Here is a 25,770-nt window from a genome sequence, read left to right as displayed (position 1 = left end):
TTATCTATAACTGGAGTGCTTTTCAAAAAGATTCATACCAATAATTTTATTATGCATGTTGTCATAGATCAGCTCTACCGAAAAATTTGAAATTTCATACAAAACATATCTTGATTGGGAAACCATTCTTTCACTGATGATGCGTCCATGAGTTAGTACAAGTTCATATTGTGTCTGGCGATCGGTTAAATTCTGAAAATCGTAATAGGAGATATTCATAGTTATAATAATGGGATAGTGTAAATTATTTTAATCTAATTTTTTTGAAAACTTTTCATCAAGTATCCGGATATCTTTTTGAATCCCAAGCAGTATTTCCTTCACATTATAGTTTTCAAAAAGCTCAGGTTCAAAATCTTCAGGAAATATTCCAGAAGCATACTGCCATACTTCAACGATTTCTCCGAAAGGAATATCATAAGGTGTATAAAATGAATTGTCAGCTGCTACGGTTATTGATTTTTCATTCAAAGAGATAAGTCTTTTATAAGAGATACCATCATTCAGGGTGACGAAAACATAACTTTTGCCGGACTTTAAATCCTTGATATTTTCTATATATTTCCCGACAATGTAAGAACCGTCTTTAAAGGGCGGCATGGAATCGCCTTTTGCCGGAAACGCTCTGTATTTTCCGTTGGTCAGAAAGGGTAGTGAAATTCTCTGTAAGCTTTCAATATATTCAGGATCACTGTATCCTGATAAATATCCCATGGAGGCTTTTTGGGGAACAATTTCAATACTGTTGTTACCTAATTGATCAACGACAACTGGTAGAACAATTCTATTATCCGGAAGTCTCAATACATCTTCTAAAGGATATTTCCTGATATCCACTGTCAAAAGAAGATCAATACTTAAATTGAAATACTTTGAAATTCTGATCAGTATTTCGTAGGGGGCTTCCGAACGCCCGTCCTCATATTTTGAATACCGGACCCTGCTCAGCAAAATTTTATCCGCCAGTTCCTGCTGGGATAATTTTTTCTGAGTTCTTAAAAACCTGATGTTATCTGAAAAAATTGACATTGATACAAATTGTATCTGCAAATATATGAAAAATGATACATATAGTATCTAATTTTGTGACGTGAACCGGGCGATTGTACATATGGATCTGGATACATTCTTTGTATCCTGCGAGAGACGTAATAATTCTCAGCTTGACGGAATTCCCCTGATTATTGGCGGAGGTGACCGTGGAGTGGTAGCATCATGCTCCTATGAAGCAAGGAAATTTGGAGTCCGTTCTGCCATGCCGATCCGAATGGCAGTCCGGTTGTGCCCTGATGCGAAAGTCATCCGGGGAGACCATGAGCTGTATTCCAATTTATCTCATACTGTGACTGAAATTATCCAGGAAAGAGTTCCGGTAATGGAAAAGGCGAGTATTGATGAATTTTATCTGGATCTTTCAGGTATGGATAAATTTTTCGGTTGCTATCAGTGGACCCAGGAAATTGCGGCAGCTGTTACCAAAGAAACAGGACTTCCTATAAGCTTTGCTTTATCTGCTAATAAAACTGTTTCAAAGATAGGAACGGGAGAAGCGAAACCGGTGGGCCGACTGGAAATTAAAGATTTGGAGATCAAACCTTTTTTAAATCCATTATCCATTAAAAAGATTCCGATGGTGGGAGATAAAACTTTTCAGTTATTATCAAGAATTGGAATCCGTACCATTCATACTTTATCTGAAATGCCCATGTTGGTATTGCAACAGATGATCGGCGTGAACGGAAAAGAGCTTTGGAAAAAAGCCAATGGAATTGATGAAAATCCTGTAGTTCCTTATTCGGAAAGAAAATCCATTTCTACAGAGAGAACTTTTACCAATGATACTACGGATGTCTTAGAACTGAAAAGACTGATATCGGGAATGGCGGAACAGTTAGCGTATCAGCTCAGAAAGGAAAAATGGCTGACATCCACAGTGGTTGTAAAAATACGGTATGCCAATTTTGATACGGAAACCAAACAATGCAAAGTTTCTTACACTTCTGCAGATCATACCCTGTCAAAAGTGGCTCTGGAATTATTCAATAAAGTATATACCAGAAGAATGAGACTTCGTCTGGTAGGGCTGCGCTTTACCGGCCTCGTACATGGGAATCACCAGATGAATCTGTTTGAAGATACTGAGGAGCAGATGAATTTATATCAGACCATGGATTATCTGAAAAACCGCTACGGTATGGGAGCAGTTGGGAGAGCTTCAGGTTTTGATTTTGAAAAATAATTTTAAATTTTTAATAATGTTTTTGAATTGTCATTCTTTTCACAGCCTCCGATATGGGACCCTATCCATAGAGGAATTGGTGAAGCAGGCTTATGCATCAGGGAGTACAGAAATGGTACTGACGGATATCAATACCGTTACCGGTATTTATGATTTTAAGAAAGAATGCGAACGGGTGGGTATTAAACCTATTGTGGGCGTTGAGGTCCGCAAGGAAGGCAAACTTCTTTATATTGCTGTTGCAAAAGAGTTTTCAGGAATAAGAGAAGTCAATACCATTATTACTCAGCATAACTGTGACGATAAGGAACTTTCAGAGACAGCGCCGGAATTTGAAAATATCTTTGTGGTTTATCCTATGAGTAATATCCCGGAAGTCTTAAAGGAAAATGAACGGGTTGGGGTGAGAATAGAAGAACTGAATTTTTTGATAAGACCTGAGTACCGGAAACTGATTTCCAGAATGGTAGTTCTGCATCCTGTTACATTCAGAACCGGTGAGGAGTATAAACTGCATAAAATTCTCAGGGCCATTGATCATAATACCTTATTGTCAAAGCTCACTAAACGGGATATATGCAGGGAATCAGAATATTTTATGACTGAAAAGGAGATTGCAAAGGCATTTGAAAGATATCCGGAGATTGTTACAAGAACAAAAGCAATGCTGGCACAATGCAGCTTTGAATTTGATTTTAAAAAGGTAAAGAATAAACAATTTTATACAAAATCAAAAGCAGATGATGTAAAATTACTTCGCAGGCTGGCATATTCAGGACTGGAAAAAAGATACGGAACTCATCATGAAATGGCCAGATTAAGAGTGGAAAAAGAACTGAAAGTGATCGATGAACTTAATTTCTGTTCTTATTTTTTAATAACCTGGGATATTATCCGTTACAGCAACAGCTTGGGGCTTATGCATGTGGGAAGGGGAAGTGGTGCTAATTCTATTGTAAGCTATTGTCTGGGAATAACCGACATCTGTCCTTTGGAATTGGACCTGTATTTTGAACGTTTCTTAAATCTTAACCGGAAGTCTCCGCCTGATTTTGATATCGACTGGAGCTGGCAGAACAGGGATACGATATTGGAGTATGTTTTTGACCGGTATGGAAAGGATCATGTAGCCTTTTGCGGAACCAATGTGGAGTTTAAATACCGGTCTATTTTCAGAGAAGTGGGAAAAGTGTTTGGACTTCCTAAAGAAGAATTGGATGATCTGGCGACAAAGCCTATGGAAGACCATGAAAGGAACAAGGTAGTGCGGATGGTACAAAAGTATGGTAAGCTGCTGGAGAAATTTCCCAATCAGAGAAGCATGCATTCCTGTGGAATTCTGATTTCTGAAGAACCCATTACAAGTTATACGGCACTTGAAATGCCTCCCAAAGGTTTTCCGATTGTTCAGTTTGATATGAATGTGGCAGAAGATATCGGGTTGGAAAAATTTGATATTCTTTCCCAGAGAGGACTGGGTACCATCAATGATACGGTAGCTCTTATTAAGAAAACAAAAGGAATCGCTGTGGATATCCGCGATACATCACTGTCAAAAGATGAAGAAAAGACCAATGAATATCTGGCGATAGGAAGAACCATCGGCTGTTTTTATATAGAATCTCCCGCCATGCGCGGTCTTTTAAGAAGACTTAAGTGTGATAATTACAGAACACTGGTCGCCGCTTCCTCCATTATCCGCCCAGGAGTGGCTCAGAGCGGAATGATGCGGGAATATATTTTCAGGCATAACCATCCGGATCAGTTTGAATATTTTCATCCGGTATTTGAAGAGCATCTGAAAGAAACCTATGGCATTATGGTATATCAGGAAGATGTGATTAAGATTGCCCAGTACTTTGGAGGATTATCATTAGCGGACGGGGATATCTTACGAAGAGCCATGAGCGGAAAAGGAAGATCGATTAAAAAGCTTCAGCAGGTGAAGGATAATTTCTTTGCATCCTGTAAGGAGAAGGGCCATTCGGAACTGTTGACCGCTGAGGCATACAGACAGATTGAATCTTTTGCCGGGTATTCTTTCTGTAAAGCACACTCGGCATCCTACGCGGTGGAGAGTTATCAGAGTCTGTATTTAAAGGTATATTACCCATTGGAATTTATGGTGTCAGTGATTAATAACCAGGGAGGTTTTTATAGAACTGAAGTCTATATTCATGAAGCAAAAATGTCGGGCGGAAATATCCAGGTTCCCTGTATTAATAACAGTGAGTATCAGACAACACTGAAAGGGACGGATATCTATCTGGGATTAATGCTTTTGGAAGGGCTGGAAACAAGAATTGCCCACGGTATTGTCGAGGAAAGAAAAACCAACGGAGTATATACATCATTGGAGAATTTTATAAGACGTATTCCCATTGGTATTGAAACCATACAGATCCTGATTTTTATCGGCGCCTTCCGGTTTACTGGAAAACCTAAAAATGAACTGCTTGTTGAGGCGAGAGTTCTGCTTGTTAACTTTAAGCCTGAAAACAGAGGGCTAATGCTGATTGAAGAACCGGTTCAGGAATTTAAGCTTCCTGAATTAAAGCGGGAACATTTTGAGGATGCCTTTGATGAAATTGAACTCATTGGGTTTCCTGTTTCATACAGCCCTTTTGATCTGTTACAGACCCGGTACCGGGGTTCTGTTTTGGTGAAGGATTTATTGAAGTTTCATAAGCAGCAGGTTAAAATGCTGGCGTATCTGATTTCAAGAAAACATGTACCCACGAAGAAAGGCACCATGTATTTTGGTACGTGGATCGATGTGAACGGAGATTATTTTGATTCCGCTCATTTTCCTGACAGTCTAAAGCAGTATGATTTTCAGGGCGGCGGATGTTATCTGCTCCTTGGAACCGTGGAAGTTGATTTTCATTTTCCTACCGTTACCATTCATAAAATGGCAAAGATGCCCATGATTCCTGATCCAAGGTATGCTTATGATAAAGAAAAACAATATGATATTCACAGGCAGATCAGGGAAGATGTAAGCATGACCTATAGAGAACCTTATCCGCAGGCCCATGAGATTGGATTGCCAAGACATAAGATACAGTAGCAATAGTAAAATTTTTGATAAGAAGAATTATGAATCAGTTAAGTTTATTCGATACAGAAGCTTTCTATGAATTTCCAAAGGATCTTTTGGAATACAGGGAGCATTTTCTAAGTAAAGAGCAAGCTGATCAGTTAAAAGATAAGCTGCTCAATACCGCGTCATGGGAACAGCGTACACAGAAAATGTATGATAAAATGATATTGACTCCACGGCTGACAGCATGGTATGGGGATTCAAAAGATTATGGTGCTCAAGAAAAAGAAAGGGCAAGAAATCCATGGACTCCTGAACTGTTCTTGCTCAAGGAAAGGATAGAAAAAGAGTTTAACTGTAAGTTTAATGGAGTTTTATTAAATCTCTACAGAGACCATAATGATTCTGTGGCCTGGCATAGAGATAAAGAAAGCCGGTATGGTAAACGGCCTGTGATTGCCTCTATCAGCCTTGGGCAAACCAGGAACCTTGATTTCAGGAAAAAAGACCACCATGCCAGTAAGTACAGTTTACCGCTTCCGCATGGTTCTCTGCTTATCATGAAAGGCGATTTGCAGGAAAACTGGGAGCATCGGATAGCTAAATCTATAATACCCATGAAAGAGCGGATTAATCTGACGTTCAGGTTAGTTCTTGATTCTTAGGTGTGTATAGATGTTTTTAAGGTAATAACCTGTTTTTCATGGTTTACTGTTATTGAAAGTATTTTGAAAATACGTATCTGAAAAACAGGTTATTCTTTTTTTATGGCTCAAGCCCAGGGCCGCCACATGAATTATACGGAACGCATGTTAATTTATCATTTATAAAACATAGTCTGGTACAATCTGCTCCGCCAACAATTGTTTTTAATTCTGCTTTGTTAAGCTTTTTTAAATTTTTCATATTAATATATTTTATGTTCACAACAAATCTCAAGAATAATTATTATATAATAGTTTAAATTAACGAATTTTAACGTTCAAACCTTGTTTGTTACTTTGCATTCCAAAATTGATGTTCTAAGAAATGATCGTTTTTTAACAATAATACTATATTCGTTGACCCCATACTTTTTCTCTATTCTATCAGATCTGGTAGTACAATAGTTGTTATAATTTATCAAAAAACTTCAACCGGCAGGGTTCCATTTTTCTAGGGATAAAATACGACATGTTTTGTCGTTTACGGAGTGTATTTTTGTAAAATAAAATGGTTGATAATGTGGATGCATATTATTGGGAATTCTAGCAATGCTAGGTTTGAAAAGTTAAATTAATAAAATAACAATACCTTTGAAGTCATTTAATTTTGAGTTTGAAAAACATGCAGGGAAATGAGTTGGCATATCAGGTTTATTCTCCGGGATCGGTACTTGGCCTTTTTAGTAATGCATTAAAACTTAATGCAACGGTTAATCTTATTTATCTTAAGGGAAGATACTCTTTTGGTGGTGGGAAGGCCTATGGAAATTATTACTATGATAATTTATTTTCAGAATCTGATACAATTTCTATTGGGGTACGGGTTTCTGCGTTACTGAGAAGTAAGATTGAAAATAATGAGATCTATATCCTTAGAGGATATATTGAGAAAAGTATTAAGAACTCTTCTGTGGAACTTCGCTTTGTAGTCGATGAGATTATTCAGCAGGAAGAACGCGCAATTTCGGAGGAAGAATTACAGAGATATGAGCTTATCCAGAAGAAGCTTGGGAAGGGCTCCAAGGACCTGGAAACTGTGATCAGAGAAAAGATTCTGAAAGATGAGCCGATCAGAATTGCTAACATTTATGGAAATAATGCGATTGTCCAAAGAGACTTTGCAGAAGGATTGGATGTTTCCCAGAAGTATTTCCAGGTCTCGGAATATACCTGCAGTATTACTTCATCGACCTCTATTGTTTCCAAACTTGAAGAAGTTTCAGCATTAGGCTACGATATCATAGCATTGGTAAGAGGTGGGGGAGACAAACAAAGTATGGAAACTTTTAATGATTTACAGCTTTCAGAATTGTTTATTACAATAGAAGCAGTGACTGTCACAGCAATAGGGCATACGGTAGATGAAACTTTGCTCGATAAGCTGGCAGATAAAAGATTTCATCTTCCTCATGATTATGGAGCAGGGCTTCACTCCATCGTTGAAAAGTTGTCTCATGAGAAATCAAATTCCCGGGCATTACTGATTGATGAAGTTAAAAAGGATGTAGGCAAACAGTTTGCAGAGCAAGTGTTAACACTGGAAAAGCAGCTTAAAACGAAAAATGACGAATTTACCGAAGCACAGAAAAACTTTAAGGAGCAGGCTGAAAACCAGGTAAAGATTTTTACGGAGCAGCTTAAGGTTCGTAATGAAGAGGTAGAGAAGTTAAAGAAGGATCTTACTGAAAAACATGGCCAGCAGGTAAAAACTTTAACAGATCAGCTTTCAAAAAGAACTGAAGAGTTCCAGAAATTTCAGGAGTCTTCTGCTAAACAGCTTCAGGAAACACAAAAGAGTTTTTCAGAACAGCAGAAACTAAGACAGCAGGAAATGGAAAGCTATAAAAAGGAACTCAATGTTTTACATGAGAAAAACTTACAGTCAGTTATTAATGAGAAGACAGCTTCTCTAAAGGTTGCAGTAGAATCTTTACAGCAGGAAAATGTAAGACTGAATACGGAGGTTAAAAATAGTAAAACAGATTATATAAAGATTGTAATCGCAGCTGTTATAGCTTTAGTAACAGGGTTTTTATTGGCAAAGTTATTTTAAAGCAGCATAAGATTATGGAAACTACTAAAATAACAGAAATTAATAATATTATAGATACTTATTTGATTTTTGAATCTCTTTCAACTATTGATGATGAGCAATATAAAAAGGTTGTAATTGAATTTTTTAAAGAGCTGGATCAATTAAAGAAGAAAGGAATACTCATAGATAATGAGCTTATACGTTTTATAAGTGAGAAGTATTCAGAGATATCAGAAAAATTTGAAGAAAATCCTATCTATGAAGAAAGGATTCAGAGGATACTTCCAGAAATAAGTGAGTATTGCTCACCTCCTTACTTCTGGGATACCCCATTACATGATTATATGAAAAATAAATGGGGATTAACTATTAATGCTTCTGGTCTACAACTATAATTCCAAGCGGAACTTTAACTCGATTTTTACATATATAAAGAACAAAATAGAATTCAATAGGATTGTTACTATGGCATTTCCCACTTGTTAAAGAATATTTTTATCCAAACGGCTTAATTTTTGCAATTTTTTTAACTGCCGGATATTAATCATATGATGGTAGTTAACAAACAAAAAAGAGAGGGAAAAGTAATCAGCCTTCCTTAAAGTTCGGAGCATAGTTTTTAATCTCGCATCTCAGTTAACTGAATAGGGGAAAACTGTTTTTAAGGCTGTGCTGATAATCTCAAAAATATCAGCGCAAGTAACTGGCAAAAAATTGTAGAGTACTATTATTAAAAAAAAATACTGTTATGAACGTTAAACGCACATTTGGAACAATACTGACTGTTTTAGGAATCGCAGGTTTGATTTATACAGGATATGAATTGATTAATAAAAGCTCAGCCTATACGACTTTAGGAGTGATCGGAGTTCTTGGACTGATATTCTTTTTTTCGGGGATTGGTCTCGTCAAAAATACTAAAGACGAGGCATAAATACGTTATTTTAAAGATGATTGAGAAGCAGTCTGAAAAATTAAAAAGCTACAGGTGCGGATATTGGAGCGTCTTTAGTAATTATTTGGGCAGCCAATAGATCGATATCTGATTTTTAGGAGTTAGACAGATGGTCATTGAGACATTTATTGAAGGGCTTTTTTGCATATGAATGGCCCAAAATTTGTATGTAACGTTACTGCCAATTTTTGCTAAGATATTCATTTGGAACCATAACAAAATATAGATAATATGATCATCGATGAAAATCTTTTGCTCGAAAATGGAGCCGTTTACGAGGATTATCCCGCAAAGGAAATTATTTTTGAAATGGGAGGTGTTCCCCACTATTATTTCCAGATTGTTAAGGGTACAGTAGAACTGAATAATTATCACGAGGATGGAAAAGAATTTACCCTGAATATTCTCTCGGAAGGTCAGAGTTTTGGAGAATCTTTACTTTTTGACAATTAAGAATTATCCGATGAATGCCATCGCTAAAACTGACTGCATAATTCTGAAATTACCAAAATCCAACTTTCTGAGTATGTTGAGTACCAATAGAGAATTGATGTTTACAATTTTCCGTCATCTGTCAGACCGTCTTTTCGATAAGTATGTGATGCTGTTCAACAATTCATCCACTGACCCGGTGTCGAAAATAAAATCATTAATGGATTATTATAAGGATAGTTCCTTAAAACAAAATCCTTACTCTTATACTGTTCCACTTACCAGGCAGCAAATTGCCAATTTGACAGGTTTGCGGGTCGAAACAGTAATACGGACGATTAAAAAAATGGCACAAGAAAAGATTCTGAAGCTTGATGGCCGAACGATTTTCTATTAATGTATTTTTATAGTAACCCTGGTTAGGTAAATCCAAAGTATCTACCAGATCTTCAACGATCTCTGATCATAATCATCATAATCCTGTGCATAGGTTTTTAAATGATTACAATCATTCGTTCTACCATATAATAAAAAGAATCAGAAAATAGTGTTAAATTTGATTTGAACAGATCTTTACTATTTGAAAAACTATAATTATGAATGAAGAACTAAAATTTAATCCAGTGGATCAATTTCCTGCCAAGGTAGAAGGAGAGCAATTTTCAAGAACTGTTTTATTGTACGATAAAGATTTAGATAATTTTGATCTGGGTTATTATGACTTTGAGGTTCAGAAATGGCAGGCCATGGGAGGTTTTCAAATGGATGTAATTTGATGGTCCTACATTCCTACACCTAATGAATTACAAGTTTCAGGATTTGATTCTGTTACTATTGATTAATTACGGAACTCATTAATTAAAGCCAGATAACCAGATTACTTTAGATACATGAAAGTAATTGGAACTAAAGTATAATGAACTCTTGGATAATAAAGAAATACTGTTGACATTACTGTTATATTATTACTTATTTTTACAGTAGACTTCTAATTAAGTTTATGTACATAGCAATTTTAAATCATTAAATGATAAAAGAATTTTCATATAAGAAATTTGGTAAGCTGGAATTCAGCAAAACCTCGGCTCAGAACGATTCCCTGAATAAAATACACGAGCATATTAAAGTCCTGTTTATCCCAAAAAATGCAATCATCCAGGTCGACTTTCAGGAGATAGCCATGAAAACCGATGCCTTATTGTTTATTAATCCACATGTGATTTTAAAGCCCTGTGAAACTATAGGTGGACAGCTGATGCATTTTAACAAAGATTTTTATTGTGTAGAAATTCACGATCATGAAGTTGCCTGCGATGGTATTTTATACAATAATGTATTTGAGATTCCTTTTATCAGTTTAAACGAAGAGCAGTCTGTTGAGATCCAAAAGATCATAAGCGATATTCAGTCCGAACTGGGGAACGAAGATTCTAGTACTGAAGAGATGCTGAGAACATTGTTAAAACTGATTATATTAAAATCGACAAGGATCTGGAAGCAACAGCACCAATTATCTGACAGCGTGCAACAGGCTGACGTACAGTTTTTGCGGAAATTCAGCAAATTGGTTGAACAGCATTTTAAAACGCATCACACTGTGGCCGACTATGCTGACATGCTCTGTATTACACCAAAGAACCTCAGCAAAAAAATAAGCATGGTCAGTAAAGAAACGCCAAATGATATTATAAAAAACCGGATAATTCTGGAAAGCAAGCGCCTTTTAGCACATACCACCATGAATGTGAAAGAAGTTGCCTACAGCCTGAATTATGAGGACGATGCGTACTTTGTCCGTTTTTTCACAAAACATACCGGAATATCACCAACGAACTTTAGAAAACAGTTTAAATAGAGCGTTATCAAATAATGCAAAAAGCACAACCTGTTGGGTTGTGCTTTTTGCATTATTATACCCTTTCGAACTGTAGATAATGCTATCTAACACCAAATAACCTTCGTCGGGGGAAAAAGTGCAATTCAAAGCGAAAACCATCCATTGATAGGCCCCTGAATTTACCCCAACTTTGCAATGTCAAAATAAAACAACATTAAATAATAAAGACATGAACAAGTTTACAGTAAAAGACGGAACAGAAATTTATTTCAAAGATTTAGGTGAAGGACAGCCGATATTTTTTCACCATGGATGGCCATTATCATCCGATGACTGGGATGCTCAGATGATGTTTTTCCTTGAAAAAGGATTTAGAGTAATCTCCCATGATAGAAGAGGTCACGGAAGATCCACTCAAACCTATAAGGGAAATGACATGGATACTTATGCAGCTGATGTTGCAGAACTGGTAGAGTTCCTGGATCTAAGGGATGTTATCCATGTAGGGCATTCAACAGGTGGTGGCGAGGCGATCAGGTATGCCGCCCAAAACGGAAAAGACCGGGTATCCAAAGTGGTTTTGATCAGCGCAATTACACCTTATATGATTGCTGATACCAATAATCCGGAAGGGGTGCCACTTGCAGTTTTTGACGATATTCGCCATAATACACGTCATAACAGACAACAGTTCTACCAGGATCTTACAGTTCCGTTCTATGGTTACAATAGGGAAGATGCGGTTATTAAAAAAGGAATACAGGACAACTGGTGGAGACAGGGAATGATGGGTGGTATCAAGGCGCAGTATGATTGTATCAAAGTATTTTCAGAGACCGATTTTACTGAAGATCTAAAAAGTGTAGAAATACCTGTGTTGGTATTGCATGGTGACGATGATCAAATTGTGCCTTATGCAACCACAGCTGTTAAAGCCGCTGAGCTTTTGAAAAACAGCAAGCTGATCATATATCCGGGCTTCTCCCACGGAATGCCCACTATTAATGCCGATGTCATCAACGAGGATATCCTATCATTTATAAAAGAATAGAAATCAAGAGAGGCAAAAAGTACAATTCAAAGCGAAAGCCGTCCATTGGAAGGCCTGAGGAATAAGAGCAACTTTGTAGTGTCAAAATAACAACAATAATAAATATTTAAAGAAACATGAAAAATTTAATTTTAGCAGTCGTATTATTTACAACATTAATTTCAAATACAGTTTTATCACAAACGAAGAGAACGCCTGCATCTTATGGCAGAGAAGAATATATTGAAGTAGAGAAAAATGTGAAACTACATGTGACCGACCTTGGTGAGGGAGAACCTATTGTCTTGATCCACGGATGGCCCTTGAGTGATGCCATGTACGAATATCAGTATGCCGATTTTATTCAAAAAGGATATCGTGTGATTGGTATCACCTTAAGAGGATTCGGGTTATCTGATAAGCCGGGAGGCAAATATAATTATGATGTATTTGCAGATGATATCAAGGTTGTTTTGGACAAATTGAATATTAAAAATGCGACTATCGGCGGATTTTCCATGGGTGGCGCTACAGTGATTCACTATGTGGCCAAATACAATGCTGCCCACGTTTCCAAGATGGCATTATTTGGAGCGGCAGCACCGATCTGGACAAAACGTGCAGACTTTAATTATGGCCTGTGGACTAAAGAAGATGTTAATGGTTTGATCAATCTGAACAACACTAACCGTCCAGAATTATTTGCTACATTCGGTAAGATATTTCCAGCCAATGAGACCAGCGTTTCTCAAGGTCATGGCGCTTGGTTGGGAGGCATTCAGGCTCAGGCATCACCTTATGCAATGGCTGAAGGATTAAAAACTCTGAGAGATAGCGATTTGCGTAATGATTTGAAGAAAATAACAATTCCTACTTTAATCTTACACGGTAAGTTAGATAAAATCTGTTCTTATGATCTTGCGGAACAAATGAATATTTTGCTTAAAAACTCAACTTTAGTTCCTTTTGAAAAAAGCGGTCATGCCTTGTTCATCGAAGAGTTGGATAAATTTAATACCGAATTATTAAACTTCATCAAAAAATAGGATAATTATAGTATGAGGTTAGTCTAAAAAGCTAACCTCTTTTTTAATATTAAATGAATTAAAATGCACAGATTTATATTACTTTTCTTAGCCCTGACATTGTTGTCATGCAGTACAAATAAACAGATTGTAGCAGTAAAACATACGGATTTACCAAAAGCCATAGGTCCCTACAGCCATTCAACCAGCTATGAAAATTTAGTGTTTGTATCGGGCCAGATAGGAATAGATCCAAAAACAAACCGCTTAAAAGAAGGTTTTGAAGAACAAATAGTACAGATTTTTGAAAACTTAAAAACTATTCTCAAGGACAATCATTCCGATTTTGATCATATTGTCAAAACCACCATATTCATTACTGATATGAAACAGTTTGAAACAGTAAATAAGATATATAATCATTATTTCAAAAACCGCTTTCCGGCACGCAGTACAGTTGAGATAAAGTCATTACCAAGAAATGCAAGCATCGAAATAGAATGCATTGCCACTCAGAAAAACTAATTGTTTTGATAGATTTATGAGATTTATATTAAGATTATGTTTATAGTTATAAAATAACTAGTGAACCCCCGACAATAAGATGTTAATGGAAAAAAATAATATCGTCATATCAGAAGATAATTACTTGTTTAAAGGTGGGTTTTGATAAAAGCTTCTTCCGATCCAGACTTTGGGTCAGAAAGAATAATAATTGCTGTCTTTTTCATTGTATAAAAATTTAATTTACACTGCAAAGATGTGGGAATAAAGTACGCTAAAGAATGGATAATTTCTACTTTGTAATGGAGATTTTTTTTAGTTGGTCCTTTAATATTCATAGAAAAGCGAACTTTAGTTAAAAAGTTCGCTCAAAGTAAAATTCAAATTTATTATGATCCGGGTTTTACAAAAGTTTGCCAGCCTCGCATCGTTTCAATAAAACGTTCACTCAGTCCGCCTTCACGAAGAAAACCGGCTGTTACAGGCAACTGTGGACTGTCATACAACGGATTCGCTTTTACCTGAAGCGGAAAATCCCTCTGAAGGATTCCAGCTCTGGCAATCAACACAAAATCACAACCTTCATCCAGTAATTCTCCGGCCCGCTGTGCGCTCATAATTTTTCCGGCTGCACCCAGGCGAACGCCTTTTCTTGGAAGCTCTGTAAAAACACTCAACATCGTTTTGTCTTAAAACTTCCTTCCCTTACAAGCTGAGCCGAATCCCAAAGTGCCAAATCCAGATAATCAATCAATTCTTAATCAAAAATTTCGGTGGTAATTTCACGTAATTCTTCCAAACGAAGTCCGTATCGTTCAATCGACAAGCGCCATCCAATCTGAAAATCATTTCCACAAGCTTTGCGAATTCCTTCAATCACTTCAATGGTGAATCGTGCCCGGTTTTCTATACTTCCTCCATATTTATCGGTTCGGTCATTCAGGTTTGGTGAGAGAAATTCAGACAAAATCCAACCAAAAGCACCGTGAACAGAAACGCCATCAAAACCAGATAATTGCGCCCTTTTTGCCGCTTCAATAAAACTGTCACGAATTCTTTCCACGTCTTCGGTTGAGATTGCTTTAATATCTTTCAATGTTTTGCTTGATGCAGGAGCCGGAATTCCTCCAAACTCTGGTTTGGCTCGGTGTCCAGCGTGATGAAGCTGTACAGCCGATAAAGCTCCCCCTCCACGAATAGCTGTTGCCATTTTCGTTAATCCAGGTAAATGTTTATCACTGTGAATTCCCAACTGCCGTTCAAATGCAATGGCTCCGGCTTCTACTGTAGATGCGCTGGTTTGGATTAATCCGTAGCCGCCCTTTGCCAATTGTTCCATCCATATTTGGTCGTATTTGGAGGCTGTACCATCAAAATCACTTTGCTGACTGGTCAGGGGAGCCAACATAAAACGGTTTCTCATCGGCGAACCGTGCAGAAAAGTGAGGGGTTTAAATAAATCAGAAACAGACATTTTGTATAAATTTTATGGTTTTACTTATCAATTTTATCTGTTACAAAGTTGGATCTTTACAAGGTCTTTAAAAATGGATTATTTTTACGTTGTAATGGATGTTTCTATAAGATTGGTTTATTAACACACTAGTTATACTTTAAATTAAATTCTTTTAATAATAATATATACAGATCGAATCTAAAGGATGCAAATTTTACTAAATTATCTAATGAAAATAGTTGTATTTTTATAGAGAGTATGTAAAACTATTTTATATTTTTGTTAATAGATTTTGGAAGTCTGTTTCATTTTTACTGGATTTTCCTGTTTGGCAATGTAACTTTCTTCTATCTAAATAAAAGACATTAACATCTTTATATCTTATTAAATGAATATTATGAAAAACAAATTCACAAGACTTACAGAACAACAGTTGGCCAGCAAATGCAATTTCATTGAAAACTATTTGGCATCTCAAAATGCCGCAAGTGGAGCAATATTTGACTCGAACGCGAATGTTTCCACCAAAAATATTGCAACCATGGAAGCAGAATTGAACAAAGATATCAACATCCAGATCAATCGCAATCTTATTGGTAATAAGATAGAAGAACTCTTTGGAGCAAGCCTTGCCAAAGAATATATAAGACAGTTGGAAGAACATGAAATCTATGTTCATGATGAAACAAGTCTAAAACCATACTGTGTAAGTGTATCCATGTATCCGTTGCTTTTGGACGGATTGACAAAGCTTGGTGGCGAGTCTAAAGCCCCCAAACATTTGGGCAGTTTCTGTGGCTCCTTTGTGAATTTTCTTTTTTCAGTATCTTCACAATTCGCAGGTGCTGTGGCGACCGTGGAATTTCTGCTGTATTTCGATCACTTTGCAAGAAAAGATTTTGGTGAAAATTATATTCAAACACATGCCGAAATGATTGAAAATGAGCTTCAACACGTTGTATACGCTATCAATCAGCCGGCTGCAGCCCGCGGTTACCAGTCCGTTTTCTGGAATATTTCCTTGTACGACAGACCTTACTTCGATTCAATGTTCGGAACATTCTTTTTTCCTGATGGAAGCAAGCCTGATTATTTCTTTTTGGACAGACTTCAGCAATTTTTCATGCAATGGTTCAATAAAGAACGTTGCAAAGCAGTACTCACATTCCCTGTAATTACGGCAGCAATGCTCACTAGGGACAAAAAAGTCTATGATGAGGCCTTTGCAGATTTCTGTTCAAAAGAGTTGAGCGAAGGAAATTCATTCTTCATTTATCAGTCCGAAAACGCTGATTCTCTGGCAAGTTGTTGCAGACTGAGAAACGAAATATCAGACAATACATTCAGCTATTCTTTGGGGGCAGGAGGAGTATCTACAGGAAGCATCAATGTAATCACCATCAATATGAATCGTCTTTATCAGAAAGAAATTCCGTTAGAGACAATGATTGATAATATTCATAAATATCAAGTGGCTTTCAGAAGTCTTATTCAGGATTATAAGAATGCGGGAATGCTTCCGGTATACGATGCGGGTTTCATTTCTCTTGACAAACAGTTCCTTACCATTGGGATCAACGGAATGGTGGAAGCTGCAGAATTTCTGGGCATTGAAATTTCAGATAATGAGCGCTACAAAAACTTCATCAATGAAAATCTTAAACTGATTTTTACGAAAAATAAAGAAGCCAAAGAAAAATATGGATATATGTTCAATACAGAATTTGTTCCTGCCGAAAACCTGGGTGTAAAAAATGCCAAATGGGATAAAGAAGACTGGCTGTACGTTCCGAGAGACTGCTACAATTCTTACTTCTATATTGTTGAAGATGAAAGCCAAAACCTAATCGATAAATTCTTCCTTCACGGAAACGAGTATATACAGTATCTTGACGGAGGCTCTGCTTATCATTGCAATCTTGAAGAATATCCTACCCAGGAAGGTTTTAAAAAACTATTGAATGTGGCTGCGTATACAGGATGTAATTATTTCTGCTTCAATATAAAAGTGACGGTTTGCAATAGTTGCGGTTATATCAACAAAAAAACGATGGATCACTGTACAGAATGTCAGTCTGATGATATTGATTACGCTACACGTGTGATCGGTTATCTGAAAAAAGTCACCAACTTCTCTAAAGATCGCCAGAAAGAAGAAAAAAGAAGATATTACGGGAATGCTGAAGTATGATAGCTATGATATTGTTCTGCAGGAAATTCCTGATGAGGTTTCACTATGTCTTACCATTACAGGCTGTCAATTAGCGTGTGAAGGTTGCCATTCAGAACATCTGTGGAATCCTGAAAACGGAACAGAGCTTACTCATGATATTTTTCGGAATTTAATCACGAAATATAAAAAAACGATTACCTGTGTTCTTTTTATGGGAGGGGAATGGGTAGATTCTGAACTCATTGCTCTGATTTCCATGACAAAAAGAGAAAAGCTAAAAGTCGGTCTTTATACCGGATTGAACGAAAAACAAATGAAAAGGAAACATCCGATTTTACTGGAAAATCTGGATTACTTAAAAACAGGGAAGTGGATCGCAGACTTGGGAGGACTTAACAGCATAAGCACCAATCAGGTATTGAAAGATCTCACCACGGGAAGGATTTTGAATGGCTATTTCCTTAACAATAAATAAATCGAAAAAGTACTGTTTTACAGTACTTTTTTATGGATCTAGATTGGATTTTAGATCTATGATGTAAATCATGTTTGTATTAAATATTTGATTTTCAGTTGAATATAGTGTGTATTCTTCAAAAATTATTTTGAATGAATTAAAATAAGATATTTTTGTCTTATTTTAATATCTGATTACTGTATCTTTGTTACAGAGATTAATTCTGCATGCAACTAAGTGAATGACCATTAAAAACTTATACAGATGTTCAGCATTTTCACAAAGATCAATAAAAAAGCATTTATTAATGCCATCATTGCCACATTAGTGGTCATTGCCGTTACGGTAATAGGATCGGTAAATCTACAGAATTTTGATGCCGCTTTGATCATTTATTTCTTCGGAACGATCAGCATGACTTTCGGAGTTGTCTATCATCATTCGGTATGGAAACAGCGTCCGGCAACACAGAAATACTGGAAGCGTACCTGGGAATTTATTTTCAGTAAAGATTACCCGGTTTATGTAAAAGAAGTGATCCGTTTATCTGTTCGTAACATCATTTTTCAGAAATTCATCGCTCCAAGAGGTAAAACGCGTTGGTTAGGACATTTCCTTTTAGCTACAGGATGTCTCATCTCATTTATGGTCACATTCGGACTTACATTTGGATGGCTGCACTTCACCTTAAAACCAGGAACCATAGATCAGTATGAAACCCATATGATGGGCTTTACTGTGATGACATTTCCTCTCGATACTGCCATAGCCGTTTTCTTTTTCCATATTCTGGTTTGGACCTCGATCATGGTTATCGTGGGTTGTCTCATTATGATGCACAGAAGATTCGTGGATGAAGGTCTTATCGCTACCCAATGGTTTGAAAGAGACTGGCTTCCTTTGATCTTATTGGTAGCTGTTTCTGTGACAGGATTGGGAATTTGGTTTGATTATACCTATCTCGAAGGAAAAATGAGTCAGTTTATGGCTATTACCCATGCCATTACGGTAGCTATGTTCCTTATGTGGATCCCTTTTGGAAAGTTCTTTCACATCTTTCAGCGACCAGCACAAGTGGGAGCAAATATCTATAAAATTGAAGGAAAACGAAGGGGAATGCAGGTTTGTCCGCATACAGGCGACGAATACACCACAAAAATGCATATTGATGACCTGAAGGAAATCACAAAAAAAATGGGCTTTGATTTAGTACGCGAAGATGGCAAAAGCTATTTGGATTACAGCCCCGAAGGAAAAAGAGCAATGCTAGCCAAAGCGCACCTTAAAGCAAGACAAGAATCAGGAAAATATTTTGGTTAAAATAGAATAAAATGGCAAAATTACCCGTATCAGCTGACGAGATCATCAATATATTTGGCCCACATCAACACTATCCTAACAAAGGAACTGTACGATCAAATCCACAAAATCCCGATGCATTGATAAAAACGCATTGTTGTTTTTGCGGTTTGCAGTGTGGAATTCAACTAAAAGTAAAAGACAAAAAAGTTGTTGGCTTTGAACCCTGGAATGATTTTCCGTTCAATGAAGGAAGACTTTGTCCGAAAGGAGTTCAGCGATATATGCAGGACAATCACCCCGATCGTTTGCTTTCACCTTACAAAAGAGTGGATGGAAAAGGTTTTGTTCCGATCGAATGGGATGAAGCGTATGACGTAGTGGTGAAAGAGATTAGAAGAATCCAGGAACAATACGGAAAAAATTCTTTTGCTATGCTTTCCGGGGTATCCCTTACCAACGAGAAAAGCTATATGATAGGGAAATTTGCCCGTGTCGCTCTGAAAACTGCCAACCTTGACTATAATGGCCGCCTTTGTATGGTGAGTGCCGGAGCAGGAAATAAAAAAGCTTTTGGGATGGATAGATCTTCCAACAGTTGGGCTGATCTGGCTCATGCAGAAGTAATCATCATTACTGGAGCCAATGTAAGCGAATGTTTTCCTGTTTTAACACATAAAATCTGGGAAGCCCGCGATAACGGAGCAAAATTAATAGTGATAGATCCGCGTCAGATCCCGATTGCAAGAACTGCAGATATCCATTTGCCAATTAAACCGGGAACAGATTCAGCACTTACCAATACTATGCTGAAAGTTTTAATTGATAACAATTGGCTCGACCATGATTTTATCAATAATCACACTTCAGGATTTGAAGAAGCTGCCGAAGCCGTGAAAGACTGTACTCTGGAATGGGGAGAAGAAGTAACCGGTGTTCCTGCAGAACTGATCTACAAAGCTGCAGAAATGTGGGGAAAAGCTAAAACCAGTTTTTTGATGCATGCCCGTGGGATAGAACATCACTCTAAAGGTGTTCAGAATGTTTCCAGCTGTATCAATCTGGTGTTGGCAACCGGAAGGATCGGGAAACCGTATTGCGGTTACGGAACGATTACAGGACAGGGAAATGGGCAGGGCGGAAGAGAGCATGGTCATAAATGTGATCAGCTTCCCGGAAACAGAGACATTGAAAATCCAGAACACAGAAGATTTGTTGCTGATATTTGGGGCATCAAAGAAGAAGATATGCCGGGAAAAGGCCTGAGTGCTTATGAGATCATTGAAGCCATCAATCGTGGAGAGATCAAAGGTTTATTATCGATATGTTTCAATCCATTGGTTTCCTTACCGAATAACAATAACGTTCGTGCAGCACTGGAAAAACTGGAATTCTATGCAGGAATCGATTTCTTTTTATCAGAAACCTTACGTCACGCCAATATAATTCTTGCAGGCTCCTTGCAGGAAGAAGAAGAAGGAACCACTACATCGGCAGAAGGAAGAGTGATTAGAATTAGAGCTGTGGTAGCTCCTCCGGGAAAAGCTAAGCGTGACAGCGAAATCATTATGGAACTGGCACGAAGATTAGGTGAAGGCGATAAATTCAGCTATAAAAACAGCGAAGAAACCTTCAATGAACTTAGAAGAGCTTCCAAAGGCAGTGCGGCAGACTATTACGGAATCACGTATGGAAGAATAGAAAGAAATCTGGGGATTTTCTGGCCTTGCCCTAGTGAAGAACATCCCGGAACTCCAAGACTTTGGGAAGATAGACAATTCAATACAAATGATAAAAAAGCACATTTTAATCCGACTCCATACAAAAAACCAATGGAGGAGCCGGATGAAGAATATCCGATTGTATTGACAACAGGAAGAGTAGTAAGTCAGTATTTAAGTGGTTCACAGACAAGAAGAATTGGAAAGCTGGTAGATATTTATCCAGAACCATTACTTGAGATCCATCCTAAATTGGCTGCACAATATGGCATTCAGGAAAATGACCTGATCAAAGTGTCTACCCGAAGAGGAAGTGCCTTGTTCCCTGCAAATGTGGTGGAAACAATCAGGGAAGATACTGTTTTCATCCCCTATCACTGGGGCGGTGTGAATTCTGTCAATCAGTTGACCATTGATGCTTTAGATCCTGTTTCAAAGATACCGGAATTTAAAGTTTGTGCCTGCAAATTGGAGAAAACAGGGCGTAAAAAAGGAAAAAATTCAAAAGAATTGGCTAACCAAAGTAGAGATATTCAATATTAAATTTTAAAAAGATTATGGCGGAACAGTTTGAAAAATTTAATGATATGGAATTCTTCGTTGATATGCAGCGCTGCATCGGCTGTCACTCGTGTGAGATGGCTTGTGCAGAATGTGAGACTAACGGAGAAACCTCGATGATTCATATTCATTATGTAGACAGGGCAGAAACTGTTCAGACCACCGTGCAGGTGTGTATGCATTGTGAAGATCCCATTTGTGCGAATGTATGTCCCGCAGATGCTATTACAAAAGATGAATATGGTATTGTGCATACCGCAGATACATCAAAATGTATCGGATGTGCGAATTGTGTTATTGGTTGTCCGTTCGGAGTTCCGCAGATTCCGGATCAAAGTGCGATGCTAATGATGAAGTGCAATATGTGCTACGACAGGACCAGTACGGGTCTTAAACCTATGTGTGCAACAGTTTGTCCTAGTGGGGCCTTAACCTTTGATACCAGAGAGAATGTAGCGAAGAAAAGACCGAACAGCACACCTGTGAACCGCTTTATTTTCGGGAAAGAAGTCGTAAATACAAAAGTAAATATAATGATGCCGAAAGGCAGCGAAGAATTAAAAGTTTTTTAATCATACTAACATGTCAGAAAATCATAAAAAAATCCCCGCCTGGAAAGCCGATTTTCCTATTAAAAAACGTGAGGCAGCATATGTTTCCAGAAAAGAATTCATCAAACTGATCACTTTTTTCTCAGGCACTTTGGCATTTGCCAATGTAGCCGTTCCATTGTTTAATTTTTTCAGAAAAGAGAAAGAAATAAAACCCTATTTTATAGGATTAACGACCGATCTACAGGTGGGAGGAATGAGAACGTTCTATATCAATGAAGATCATCGTAATCCCTATATGCTTATCCGTCTCGCAGAAGATACATGGAAAGTTTTTGAACAAAAATGTACCCATTTGTCATGTTCTGTGCTATACAATCATAATGAACAGCTGATCGAATGCCCTTGTCACCACGGGTTTTTCAATCCGGATGACGGATCTGTTATTCAGGGACCGCCACCGAGACCGCTTCCGCAGTTAAAGGTCGTGATCAAAGAGGATAAAATATATGTGACGGATTTTGAAAAAGAAACCGAAGAAAGCCACGGATAAGTTCAACACAAAAAATTACCGAGATGTCAGTACGAAAGAAACCTATTAAAAAAGTAACATTCAGAATCAATGAAATGCTTGTTGCCATTATCAGCGTCTATATTCTGCTGGTAAGTCTGCAAATGTGGCTTTTGTTTGGAACGATCAACAAGGCTTTGGATAAAGAAAACCTGGACTTTGCAGCCTATTCGGCAATTGGATCAGTGGTTATATTTCTGTGTACACTTTTCTTTTTGAGATATGTACCGGATATTCCTACAGGACAGATTAAAAAATCAGAAGAGGAGAATGACAATGCCTATTGATTTGCTTGATTCTTTTGGCAGAAAACACGATTACTTGAGGCTTTCCATTACGGACAACTGTAATTTCAGATGTCTATACTGTATGCCCGATGAACCGTTCAAAAGTACATCATCCGTAGAACTGATGAGCAGCCGCGAAATTTTCGAAATTGCAAGGGTTTTTGTTCATCATTATGGGATTAACAAGATCAGAATCACAGGGGGAGAACCTTTGGTAAGACATGATTTTGAAAATATCATCCGACAGATTTCCAAGTTAAATGTCAATACAGGAGTTACAACCAATGGGGTTTTGCTTCATAAGTATTTTGATGCGCTGGAAGAATGTAACGTTAAAAATCTCAATATCAGTATTGATTCTCTGGATCGCGAAAAGTTTAAATACATTACCAAAAGAGACCTGTTTCAACCCGTTTGGGACAATATCAAAGAAAGCATCAGAAGAGGGTTTAATGTAAAACTGAATATGGTGGTAATGCGGGGTTTCAATGATGATGAGATCCCGGAATTCATTGCCTTATCCCATCATTATCCGATAGAGTTGAGGTTTATAGAATTTATGCCATTCACCGGAAATTCTTGGGAAAAAGCAAAAGTGATTCCGGTCGCGGAAATGCTTGATTTGGTTTCACAGCACTTTACGTTTGAAAAAATAACGGATCAGAAAAATGATACATCCAGAAAATATCGGATTAGTGAAGAAAGCAAAGGAGTTTTCGGACTGATCTCTACCATGAGCAATGCTTTCTGTGCTGGCTGTAACCGAATCAGGATCACTTCAGATGGGAAAATGAAAAACTGTCTTTTCGGAGCGGATGAATTTGATTTGCTGAAGGCTTTCAGAAACGAAGAAGACCTTCTGGAACTGATTCAATTAGGCATCACCAGAAAGCATAAAGAGAAAGGTGGACAGTTTTCTGAAATGGGAAGTGTAAAAAATCAATCAATTGTTAATCGGAGTATGATAAAAATCGGCGGGTAGTTTTATATTTGGAAAAAAATAAAAACAAAAATTAATAATAACTAAAAAACTGTAATCATTTTAAACACTAATAAATCAAACCGTGAGAAAATTTTTAAAATTCATTTGGGTGGTAGCGATGACCTACCCAATGTTGCAATGCAGTAAACCTGAAGCAGCAAAACCTGAAGTGCAAAGTATGGCTCATATTTCAGAAAACATTTCGGAAAAAGAAAATCATAAGCACGATGATGATGACTGGATCTATGTAAACAAAGAGATAACCGTAATGGGAGATGTCGTTAAGCCCTTGACACTCACTGTAGATTCTTTGAAAAAAATGAATGTAAAGGAAATTAAAGATTTTGATATTGTCTGTCAGTCGGGGATATCCAAAAGTCATATAGAATCTACTAAAGGTGTTCTGCTTACAGAAATTGTGGAAAAGGCAAAAATTGCACAGAAGGATCACACAGACAGGAATTTCTACATTGTTGCAAGAGCTTCAGATGATTACAAAGCTACCTTTTCATGGGCAGAATTGTTCAATAACCCTACTGGAGATAAAGTGTATGTAGTATTTGAACAGAACGGAAACCCCCTGAAAGAAAAAGGCGAAATGATCCTCGTGAGTCTGTCTGATACCAAAACGGGTCCTCGTCACGTAAAATGGCTGAAAAGCATAGAAGTAACAAGAGTGCAATAGCAAGGCATGATCAGAATGAATCAATACATAAGTGTTTCTGAAGCCAGAGAAATCATAGAGAACCATATTTTCCCGACAGAGAATATGATATTGCCTCTGTTGGAAGCTTTGGGTTTTTATACGGCAGAACCTATCATGGCGACCTTAGATGTGCCGTCTTTCGATAATTCTGCGATGGATGGGTATGGATTTCGTTTTGATGATTTGAAAGATTCTACCAAATTAAAAGTTACCAATACAATTCCTGCAGGAATTTCAACAAATGACCCTATTTTAGGTAAAGGAGAAGCTGTACGGATCTTTACTGGGGCAAAGGTTCCGGAAAGTATAGATACTGTGGTGATGCAGGAAAAAGTAGTCCGCAACGGAGATTATATCCAATGTAATACAGATGAAATTAAAAAAGGGGACCATATCCGTCTCAAAGCTTCACAAACCGAGAAAGGAACTGTGATTGTGGAAAAGAACACATTTATCAATCATTCAGTGATCGGATTTCTGGCAGGATTTGGAATAGAAAAAGTTAAGGTTTATAAACGGTTAAAGATCGGTCTTGTTTTTACCGGCAATGAACTGGTGGAAGTTGGGAAAACTTTATCCGATGGAGAAATTTACAATTCCAATACATACACTTTACAGGCTGCTTTAGCGGAGATCAATCATCAATTTTCCTTCATAAAACATACCGAAGACAGACAAGAAACAACTTTTTCTGCGATTAAAGAAGCCTTTGAAAATGCAGATATTGTACTGATTACAGGCGGAATTTCCGTGGGAGATTATGATTATGTAAAACCTGCTCTGGAAAAACTGGGTGTTACGGAATTGTTTTATAAAGTAAGACAAAAGCCAGGAAAACCTTTATTCTTCGGGAAATTTAACGAAAAATTTGTTTTTGCGTTACCGGGAAATCCAGCATCTGTATTTTCCTGTTACCATCAGTATGTAAAACCGTTTGTATTGGGATGTTTCGGAAGAAAGAACCTTAATGAAAGTCAGGATGTGGCGGTTTCAGAATCTTTCGTAATGAAAAGAAGCAGTGAGCAGACACAGTTTTTAAAAGCTTGGTATTCCCAGGGAAAAGTGCACATCCTCAATGGTCAGGAATCATACAAAATGAATTCTGTGGCACAGGCAAACTGTCTGGTTGAATTTCCTGAAAATATAACCGAAATAAATCCTGGTGAAAAAATAAAGATCTGGAGGATTTGAAAATGATCAGA

At 37.4% G+C, this 25,770-nt stretch carries 28 protein-coding genes; 23 read left to right on the top strand and 5 right to left on the bottom strand.

All coding sequences use genetic code 11. From position 1 onward, the window contains the following. Together DEU39_RS05995 and DEU39_RS05990 are read right to left on the bottom strand one after the other, a co-directional pair. On the bottom strand, window positions 1-219 hold the full coding sequence (locus DEU39_RS05995) for a hypothetical protein (protein WP_120231288.1): 219 nt from the start codon (window positions 217-219) through the stop codon (window positions 1-3). A 30-nt stretch (window positions 220-249) separates the two neighbouring features. Beyond that, window positions 250-1,029 (bottom strand): XRE family transcriptional regulator, encoded by a 780-nt coding sequence (locus DEU39_RS05990; protein WP_120231287.1) that lies wholly within the window; start codon window positions 1,027-1,029, stop codon window positions 250-252. Between the two features lie 61 nt (window positions 1,030-1,090). Between DEU39_RS05990 and dinB the strand changes: the two genes are divergently transcribed. From dinB to DEU39_RS05975, 3 genes are read left to right on the top strand one after another with little or no spacing between them, the layout of a single operon-like run. After that, window positions 1,091-2,239, top strand: a complete 1,149-nt coding sequence (dinB, locus tag DEU39_RS05985) for a DNA polymerase IV (RefSeq protein ID WP_120231286.1) — start codon at window positions 1,091-1,093, stop codon at window positions 2,237-2,239. 16 nt (window positions 2,240-2,255) lie between these two features. Beyond that, the gene (locus DEU39_RS05980) at window positions 2,256-5,309 is read left to right on the top strand and encodes a DNA polymerase III subunit alpha (protein WP_120231285.1); all 3,054 of its coding nucleotides are present in this window, start codon (window positions 2,256-2,258) and stop codon (window positions 5,307-5,309) included. A 29-nt stretch (window positions 5,310-5,338) separates the two neighbouring features. Further along, window positions 5,339-5,947, top strand: coding sequence for an alpha-ketoglutarate-dependent dioxygenase AlkB family protein (locus tag DEU39_RS05975; RefSeq protein ID WP_120231284.1), 609 nt, complete (start codon window positions 5,339-5,341; stop codon window positions 5,945-5,947). A gap of 100 nt (window positions 5,948-6,047) precedes the next feature. On the opposite strand, the gene DEU39_RS05970 is transcribed toward DEU39_RS05975, so the two are convergent. Further along, window positions 6,048-6,188: a bacteriocin-like protein gene (locus DEU39_RS05970; protein ID WP_110010354.1), complete on the bottom strand. Its 141-nt coding sequence runs from the start codon at window positions 6,186-6,188 to the stop codon at window positions 6,048-6,050. A gap of 420 nt (window positions 6,189-6,608) precedes the next feature. Here DEU39_RS05970 and DEU39_RS05965 point away from each other — a divergent pair, with 420 nt between their 5' ends. The 10 genes from DEU39_RS05965 to DEU39_RS05925 all read left to right on the top strand — a co-directional run bounded on the left by DEU39_RS05965 (window position 6,609) and on the right by DEU39_RS05925 (window position 13,825). Further along, window positions 6,609-8,039 carry an exodeoxyribonuclease VII large subunit gene (locus DEU39_RS05965; protein WP_120231283.1) on the top strand — a complete coding sequence of 477 codons (1,431 nt, stop codon included), beginning with the start codon at window positions 6,609-6,611 and terminating at the stop codon, window positions 8,037-8,039. 14 nt (window positions 8,040-8,053) lie between these two features. After that, on the top strand, window positions 8,054-8,416 hold the full coding sequence (locus DEU39_RS05960) for a hypothetical protein (protein ID WP_120231282.1): 363 nt from the start codon (window positions 8,054-8,056) through the stop codon (window positions 8,414-8,416). 353 nt (window positions 8,417-8,769) lie between these two features. Next, window positions 8,770-8,955, top strand: coding sequence for a hypothetical protein (locus DEU39_RS05955; RefSeq protein ID WP_047433500.1), 186 nt, complete (start codon window positions 8,770-8,772; stop codon window positions 8,953-8,955). A gap of 252 nt (window positions 8,956-9,207) precedes the next feature. Then, a complete protein-coding gene (locus tag DEU39_RS24670) occupies window positions 9,208-9,429 on the top strand; it encodes a Crp/Fnr family transcriptional regulator (RefSeq protein ID WP_228432241.1) in 222 nt (73 codons plus the stop codon). Window positions 9,430-9,502: 73 nt separating this feature from the next. Next, the gene (locus DEU39_RS24665) at window positions 9,503-9,805 is read left to right on the top strand and encodes a Crp/Fnr family transcriptional regulator (RefSeq protein WP_228436666.1); all 303 of its coding nucleotides are present in this window, start codon (window positions 9,503-9,505) and stop codon (window positions 9,803-9,805) included. Between the two features lie 199 nt (window positions 9,806-10,004). Beyond that, a complete protein-coding gene (locus tag DEU39_RS05945) occupies window positions 10,005-10,184 on the top strand; it encodes a hypothetical protein (protein ID WP_120231281.1) in 180 nt (59 codons plus the stop codon). A gap of 251 nt (window positions 10,185-10,435) precedes the next feature. Continuing rightward, a complete protein-coding gene (locus DEU39_RS05940; RefSeq protein ID WP_120231280.1) occupies window positions 10,436-11,263 on the top strand; it encodes a helix-turn-helix domain-containing protein in 828 nt (275 codons plus the stop codon). A 211-nt stretch (window positions 11,264-11,474) separates the two neighbouring features. Further along, window positions 11,475-12,296 carry an alpha/beta fold hydrolase gene (locus DEU39_RS05935; protein WP_116032918.1) on the top strand — a complete coding sequence of 274 codons (822 nt, stop codon included), beginning with the start codon at window positions 11,475-11,477 and terminating at the stop codon, window positions 12,294-12,296. Between the two features lie 116 nt (window positions 12,297-12,412). Next, the gene (locus DEU39_RS05930) at window positions 12,413-13,321 is read left to right on the top strand and encodes an alpha/beta fold hydrolase (protein ID WP_120231279.1); all 909 of its coding nucleotides are present in this window, start codon (window positions 12,413-12,415) and stop codon (window positions 13,319-13,321) included. 63 nt (window positions 13,322-13,384) lie between these two features. Further along, window positions 13,385-13,825, top strand: coding sequence for a Rid family detoxifying hydrolase (locus DEU39_RS05925; protein ID WP_120231278.1), 441 nt, complete (start codon window positions 13,385-13,387; stop codon window positions 13,823-13,825). Window positions 13,826-14,193: 368 nt separating this feature from the next. Here DEU39_RS05925 and DEU39_RS24660 read toward each other — a convergent pair whose 3' ends face one another. Together DEU39_RS24660 and DEU39_RS05915 are read right to left on the bottom strand one after the other, a co-directional pair. Further along, the gene (locus tag DEU39_RS24660) at window positions 14,194-14,484 is read right to left on the bottom strand and encodes a hypothetical protein (RefSeq protein WP_228432237.1); all 291 of its coding nucleotides are present in this window, start codon (window positions 14,482-14,484) and stop codon (window positions 14,194-14,196) included. A 77-nt stretch (window positions 14,485-14,561) separates the two neighbouring features. Beyond that, window positions 14,562-15,278, bottom strand: coding sequence for an NADH:flavin oxidoreductase (locus DEU39_RS05915; protein WP_228436664.1), 717 nt, complete (start codon window positions 15,276-15,278; stop codon window positions 14,562-14,564). 379 nt (window positions 15,279-15,657) lie between these two features. On the opposite strand from DEU39_RS05915, the gene nrdD reads away from it, so the two are divergent. From nrdD to glp, 10 genes are all read left to right on the top strand, one after another. Beyond that, window positions 15,658-17,451, top strand: a complete 1,794-nt coding sequence (gene nrdD, locus DEU39_RS05910; protein WP_120232205.1) for an anaerobic ribonucleoside-triphosphate reductase — start codon at window positions 15,658-15,660, stop codon at window positions 17,449-17,451. Further along, complete coding sequence (gene nrdG, locus DEU39_RS05905) at window positions 17,438-17,908, top strand: anaerobic ribonucleoside-triphosphate reductase activating protein (RefSeq protein ID WP_120231276.1); 471 nt, start codon at window positions 17,438-17,440, stop codon at window positions 17,906-17,908. Before nrdD ends, nrdG begins: the two co-directional genes overlap by 14 nt. Before the next feature lie 246 nt (window positions 17,909-18,154). Continuing rightward, complete coding sequence (locus DEU39_RS05900) at window positions 18,155-19,210, top strand: MFS transporter (RefSeq protein WP_120231275.1); 1,056 nt, start codon at window positions 18,155-18,157, stop codon at window positions 19,208-19,210. A gap of 11 nt (window positions 19,211-19,221) precedes the next feature. Beyond that, window positions 19,222-21,453: a molybdopterin oxidoreductase family protein gene (locus DEU39_RS05895; RefSeq protein ID WP_120231274.1), complete on the top strand. Its 2,232-nt coding sequence runs from the start codon at window positions 19,222-19,224 to the stop codon at window positions 21,451-21,453. A 14-nt stretch (window positions 21,454-21,467) separates the two neighbouring features. After that, a complete protein-coding gene (locus tag DEU39_RS05890) occupies window positions 21,468-22,043 on the top strand; it encodes a 4Fe-4S dicluster domain-containing protein (RefSeq protein ID WP_042721862.1) in 576 nt (191 codons plus the stop codon). Between the two features lie 10 nt (window positions 22,044-22,053). Next, on the top strand, window positions 22,054-22,575 hold the full coding sequence (locus DEU39_RS05885; protein WP_042721863.1) for a ubiquinol-cytochrome c reductase iron-sulfur subunit: 522 nt from the start codon (window positions 22,054-22,056) through the stop codon (window positions 22,573-22,575). Window positions 22,576-22,598: 23 nt separating this feature from the next. Continuing rightward, complete coding sequence (locus tag DEU39_RS05880; RefSeq protein WP_120231273.1) at window positions 22,599-22,880, top strand: DUF6755 family protein; 282 nt, start codon at window positions 22,599-22,601, stop codon at window positions 22,878-22,880. Then, window positions 22,864-23,862 (top strand): GTP 3',8-cyclase MoaA, encoded by a 999-nt coding sequence (moaA, locus tag DEU39_RS05875; protein ID WP_227942459.1) that lies wholly within the window; start codon window positions 22,864-22,866, stop codon window positions 23,860-23,862. Before DEU39_RS05880 ends, moaA begins: the two co-directional genes overlap by 17 nt. An 82-nt stretch (window positions 23,863-23,944) precedes the next feature. Further along, window positions 23,945-24,547 (top strand): molybdopterin-dependent oxidoreductase, encoded by a 603-nt coding sequence (locus DEU39_RS05870; protein ID WP_227942458.1) that lies wholly within the window; start codon window positions 23,945-23,947, stop codon window positions 24,545-24,547. Window positions 24,548-24,562: 15 nt separating this feature from the next. Further along, a complete protein-coding gene (gene glp, locus DEU39_RS05865; protein ID WP_120232204.1) occupies window positions 24,563-25,759 on the top strand; it encodes a gephyrin-like molybdotransferase Glp in 1,197 nt (398 codons plus the stop codon). The last annotated feature ends 11 nt before the right edge of the window (window positions 25,760-25,770 follow it).

This window comes from Chryseobacterium sp. AG363, from assembly GCF_003610675.1.
GTDB lineage: Bacteria > Bacteroidota > Bacteroidia > Flavobacteriales > Weeksellaceae > Chryseobacterium > Chryseobacterium cucumeris.
This window is presented reverse-complemented; position numbering and strand designations above follow the sequence as displayed.

Bases quoted from the DNA above. Each gene is read 5' to 3' on its own strand.
- nrdG (WP_120231276.1), top strand. From the start codon at position 17,438: ATGCTGAAGTATGATAGCTATGATATTGTTCTGCAGGAAATTCCTGAT.
- DEU39_RS05900 (WP_120231275.1), top strand. From the start codon at position 18,155: ATGTTCAGCATTTTCACAAAGATCAATAAAAAAGCATTTATTAATGCC.
- DEU39_RS05955 (WP_047433500.1), top strand. From the start codon at position 8,770: ATGAACGTTAAACGCACATTTGGAACAATACTGACTGTTTTAGGAATC.
- DEU39_RS24670 (WP_228432241.1), top strand. From the start codon at position 9,208: ATGATCATCGATGAAAATCTTTTGCTCGAAAATGGAGCCGTTTACGAG.
- DEU39_RS05930 (WP_120231279.1), top strand. From the start codon at position 12,413: ATGAAAAATTTAATTTTAGCAGTCGTATTATTTACAACATTAATTTCA.
- DEU39_RS05885 (WP_042721863.1), top strand. From the start codon at position 22,054: ATGTCAGAAAATCATAAAAAAATCCCCGCCTGGAAAGCCGATTTTCCT.
- DEU39_RS05965 (WP_120231283.1), top strand. From the start codon at position 6,609: ATGCAGGGAAATGAGTTGGCATATCAGGTTTATTCTCCGGGATCGGTA.
- DEU39_RS05975 (WP_120231284.1), top strand. From the start codon at position 5,339: ATGAATCAGTTAAGTTTATTCGATACAGAAGCTTTCTATGAATTTCCA.
- DEU39_RS05895 (WP_120231274.1), top strand. From the start codon at position 19,222: ATGGCAAAATTACCCGTATCAGCTGACGAGATCATCAATATATTTGGC.
- DEU39_RS05880 (WP_120231273.1), top strand. From the start codon at position 22,599: ATGTCAGTACGAAAGAAACCTATTAAAAAAGTAACATTCAGAATCAAT.
- glp (WP_120232204.1), top strand. From the start codon at position 24,563: ATGAATCAATACATAAGTGTTTCTGAAGCCAGAGAAATCATAGAGAAC.
- DEU39_RS05945 (WP_120231281.1), top strand. From the start codon at position 10,005: ATGAATGAAGAACTAAAATTTAATCCAGTGGATCAATTTCCTGCCAAG.
- DEU39_RS05890 (WP_042721862.1), top strand. From the start codon at position 21,468: ATGGCGGAACAGTTTGAAAAATTTAATGATATGGAATTCTTCGTTGAT.
- DEU39_RS05925 (WP_120231278.1), top strand. From the start codon at position 13,385: ATGCACAGATTTATATTACTTTTCTTAGCCCTGACATTGTTGTCATGC.
- DEU39_RS05915 (WP_228436664.1), bottom strand. From the start codon at position 15,278: ATGTCTGTTTCTGATTTATTTAAACCCCTCACTTTTCTGCACGGTTCG.
- moaA (WP_227942459.1), top strand. From the start codon at position 22,864: ATGACAATGCCTATTGATTTGCTTGATTCTTTTGGCAGAAAACACGAT.
- DEU39_RS05960 (WP_120231282.1), top strand. From the start codon at position 8,054: ATGGAAACTACTAAAATAACAGAAATTAATAATATTATAGATACTTAT.
- DEU39_RS24660 (WP_228432237.1), bottom strand. From the start codon at position 14,484: ATGTTGAGTGTTTTTACAGAGCTTCCAAGAAAAGGCGTTCGCCTGGGT.
- nrdD (WP_120232205.1), top strand. From the start codon at position 15,658: ATGAAAAACAAATTCACAAGACTTACAGAACAACAGTTGGCCAGCAAA.
- DEU39_RS05995 (WP_120231288.1), bottom strand. From the start codon at position 219: ATGAATATCTCCTATTACGATTTTCAGAATTTAACCGATCGCCAGACA.
- DEU39_RS05980 (WP_120231285.1), top strand. From the start codon at position 2,256: ATGTTTTTGAATTGTCATTCTTTTCACAGCCTCCGATATGGGACCCTA.
- DEU39_RS05990 (WP_120231287.1), bottom strand. From the start codon at position 1,029: ATGTCAATTTTTTCAGATAACATCAGGTTTTTAAGAACTCAGAAAAAA.
- DEU39_RS24665 (WP_228436666.1), top strand. From the start codon at position 9,503: ATGTTGAGTACCAATAGAGAATTGATGTTTACAATTTTCCGTCATCTG.
- DEU39_RS05970 (WP_110010354.1), bottom strand. From the start codon at position 6,188: ATGAAAAATTTAAAAAAGCTTAACAAAGCAGAATTAAAAACAATTGTT.
- DEU39_RS05935 (WP_116032918.1), top strand. From the start codon at position 11,475: ATGAACAAGTTTACAGTAAAAGACGGAACAGAAATTTATTTCAAAGAT.
- DEU39_RS05940 (WP_120231280.1), top strand. From the start codon at position 10,436: ATGATAAAAGAATTTTCATATAAGAAATTTGGTAAGCTGGAATTCAGC.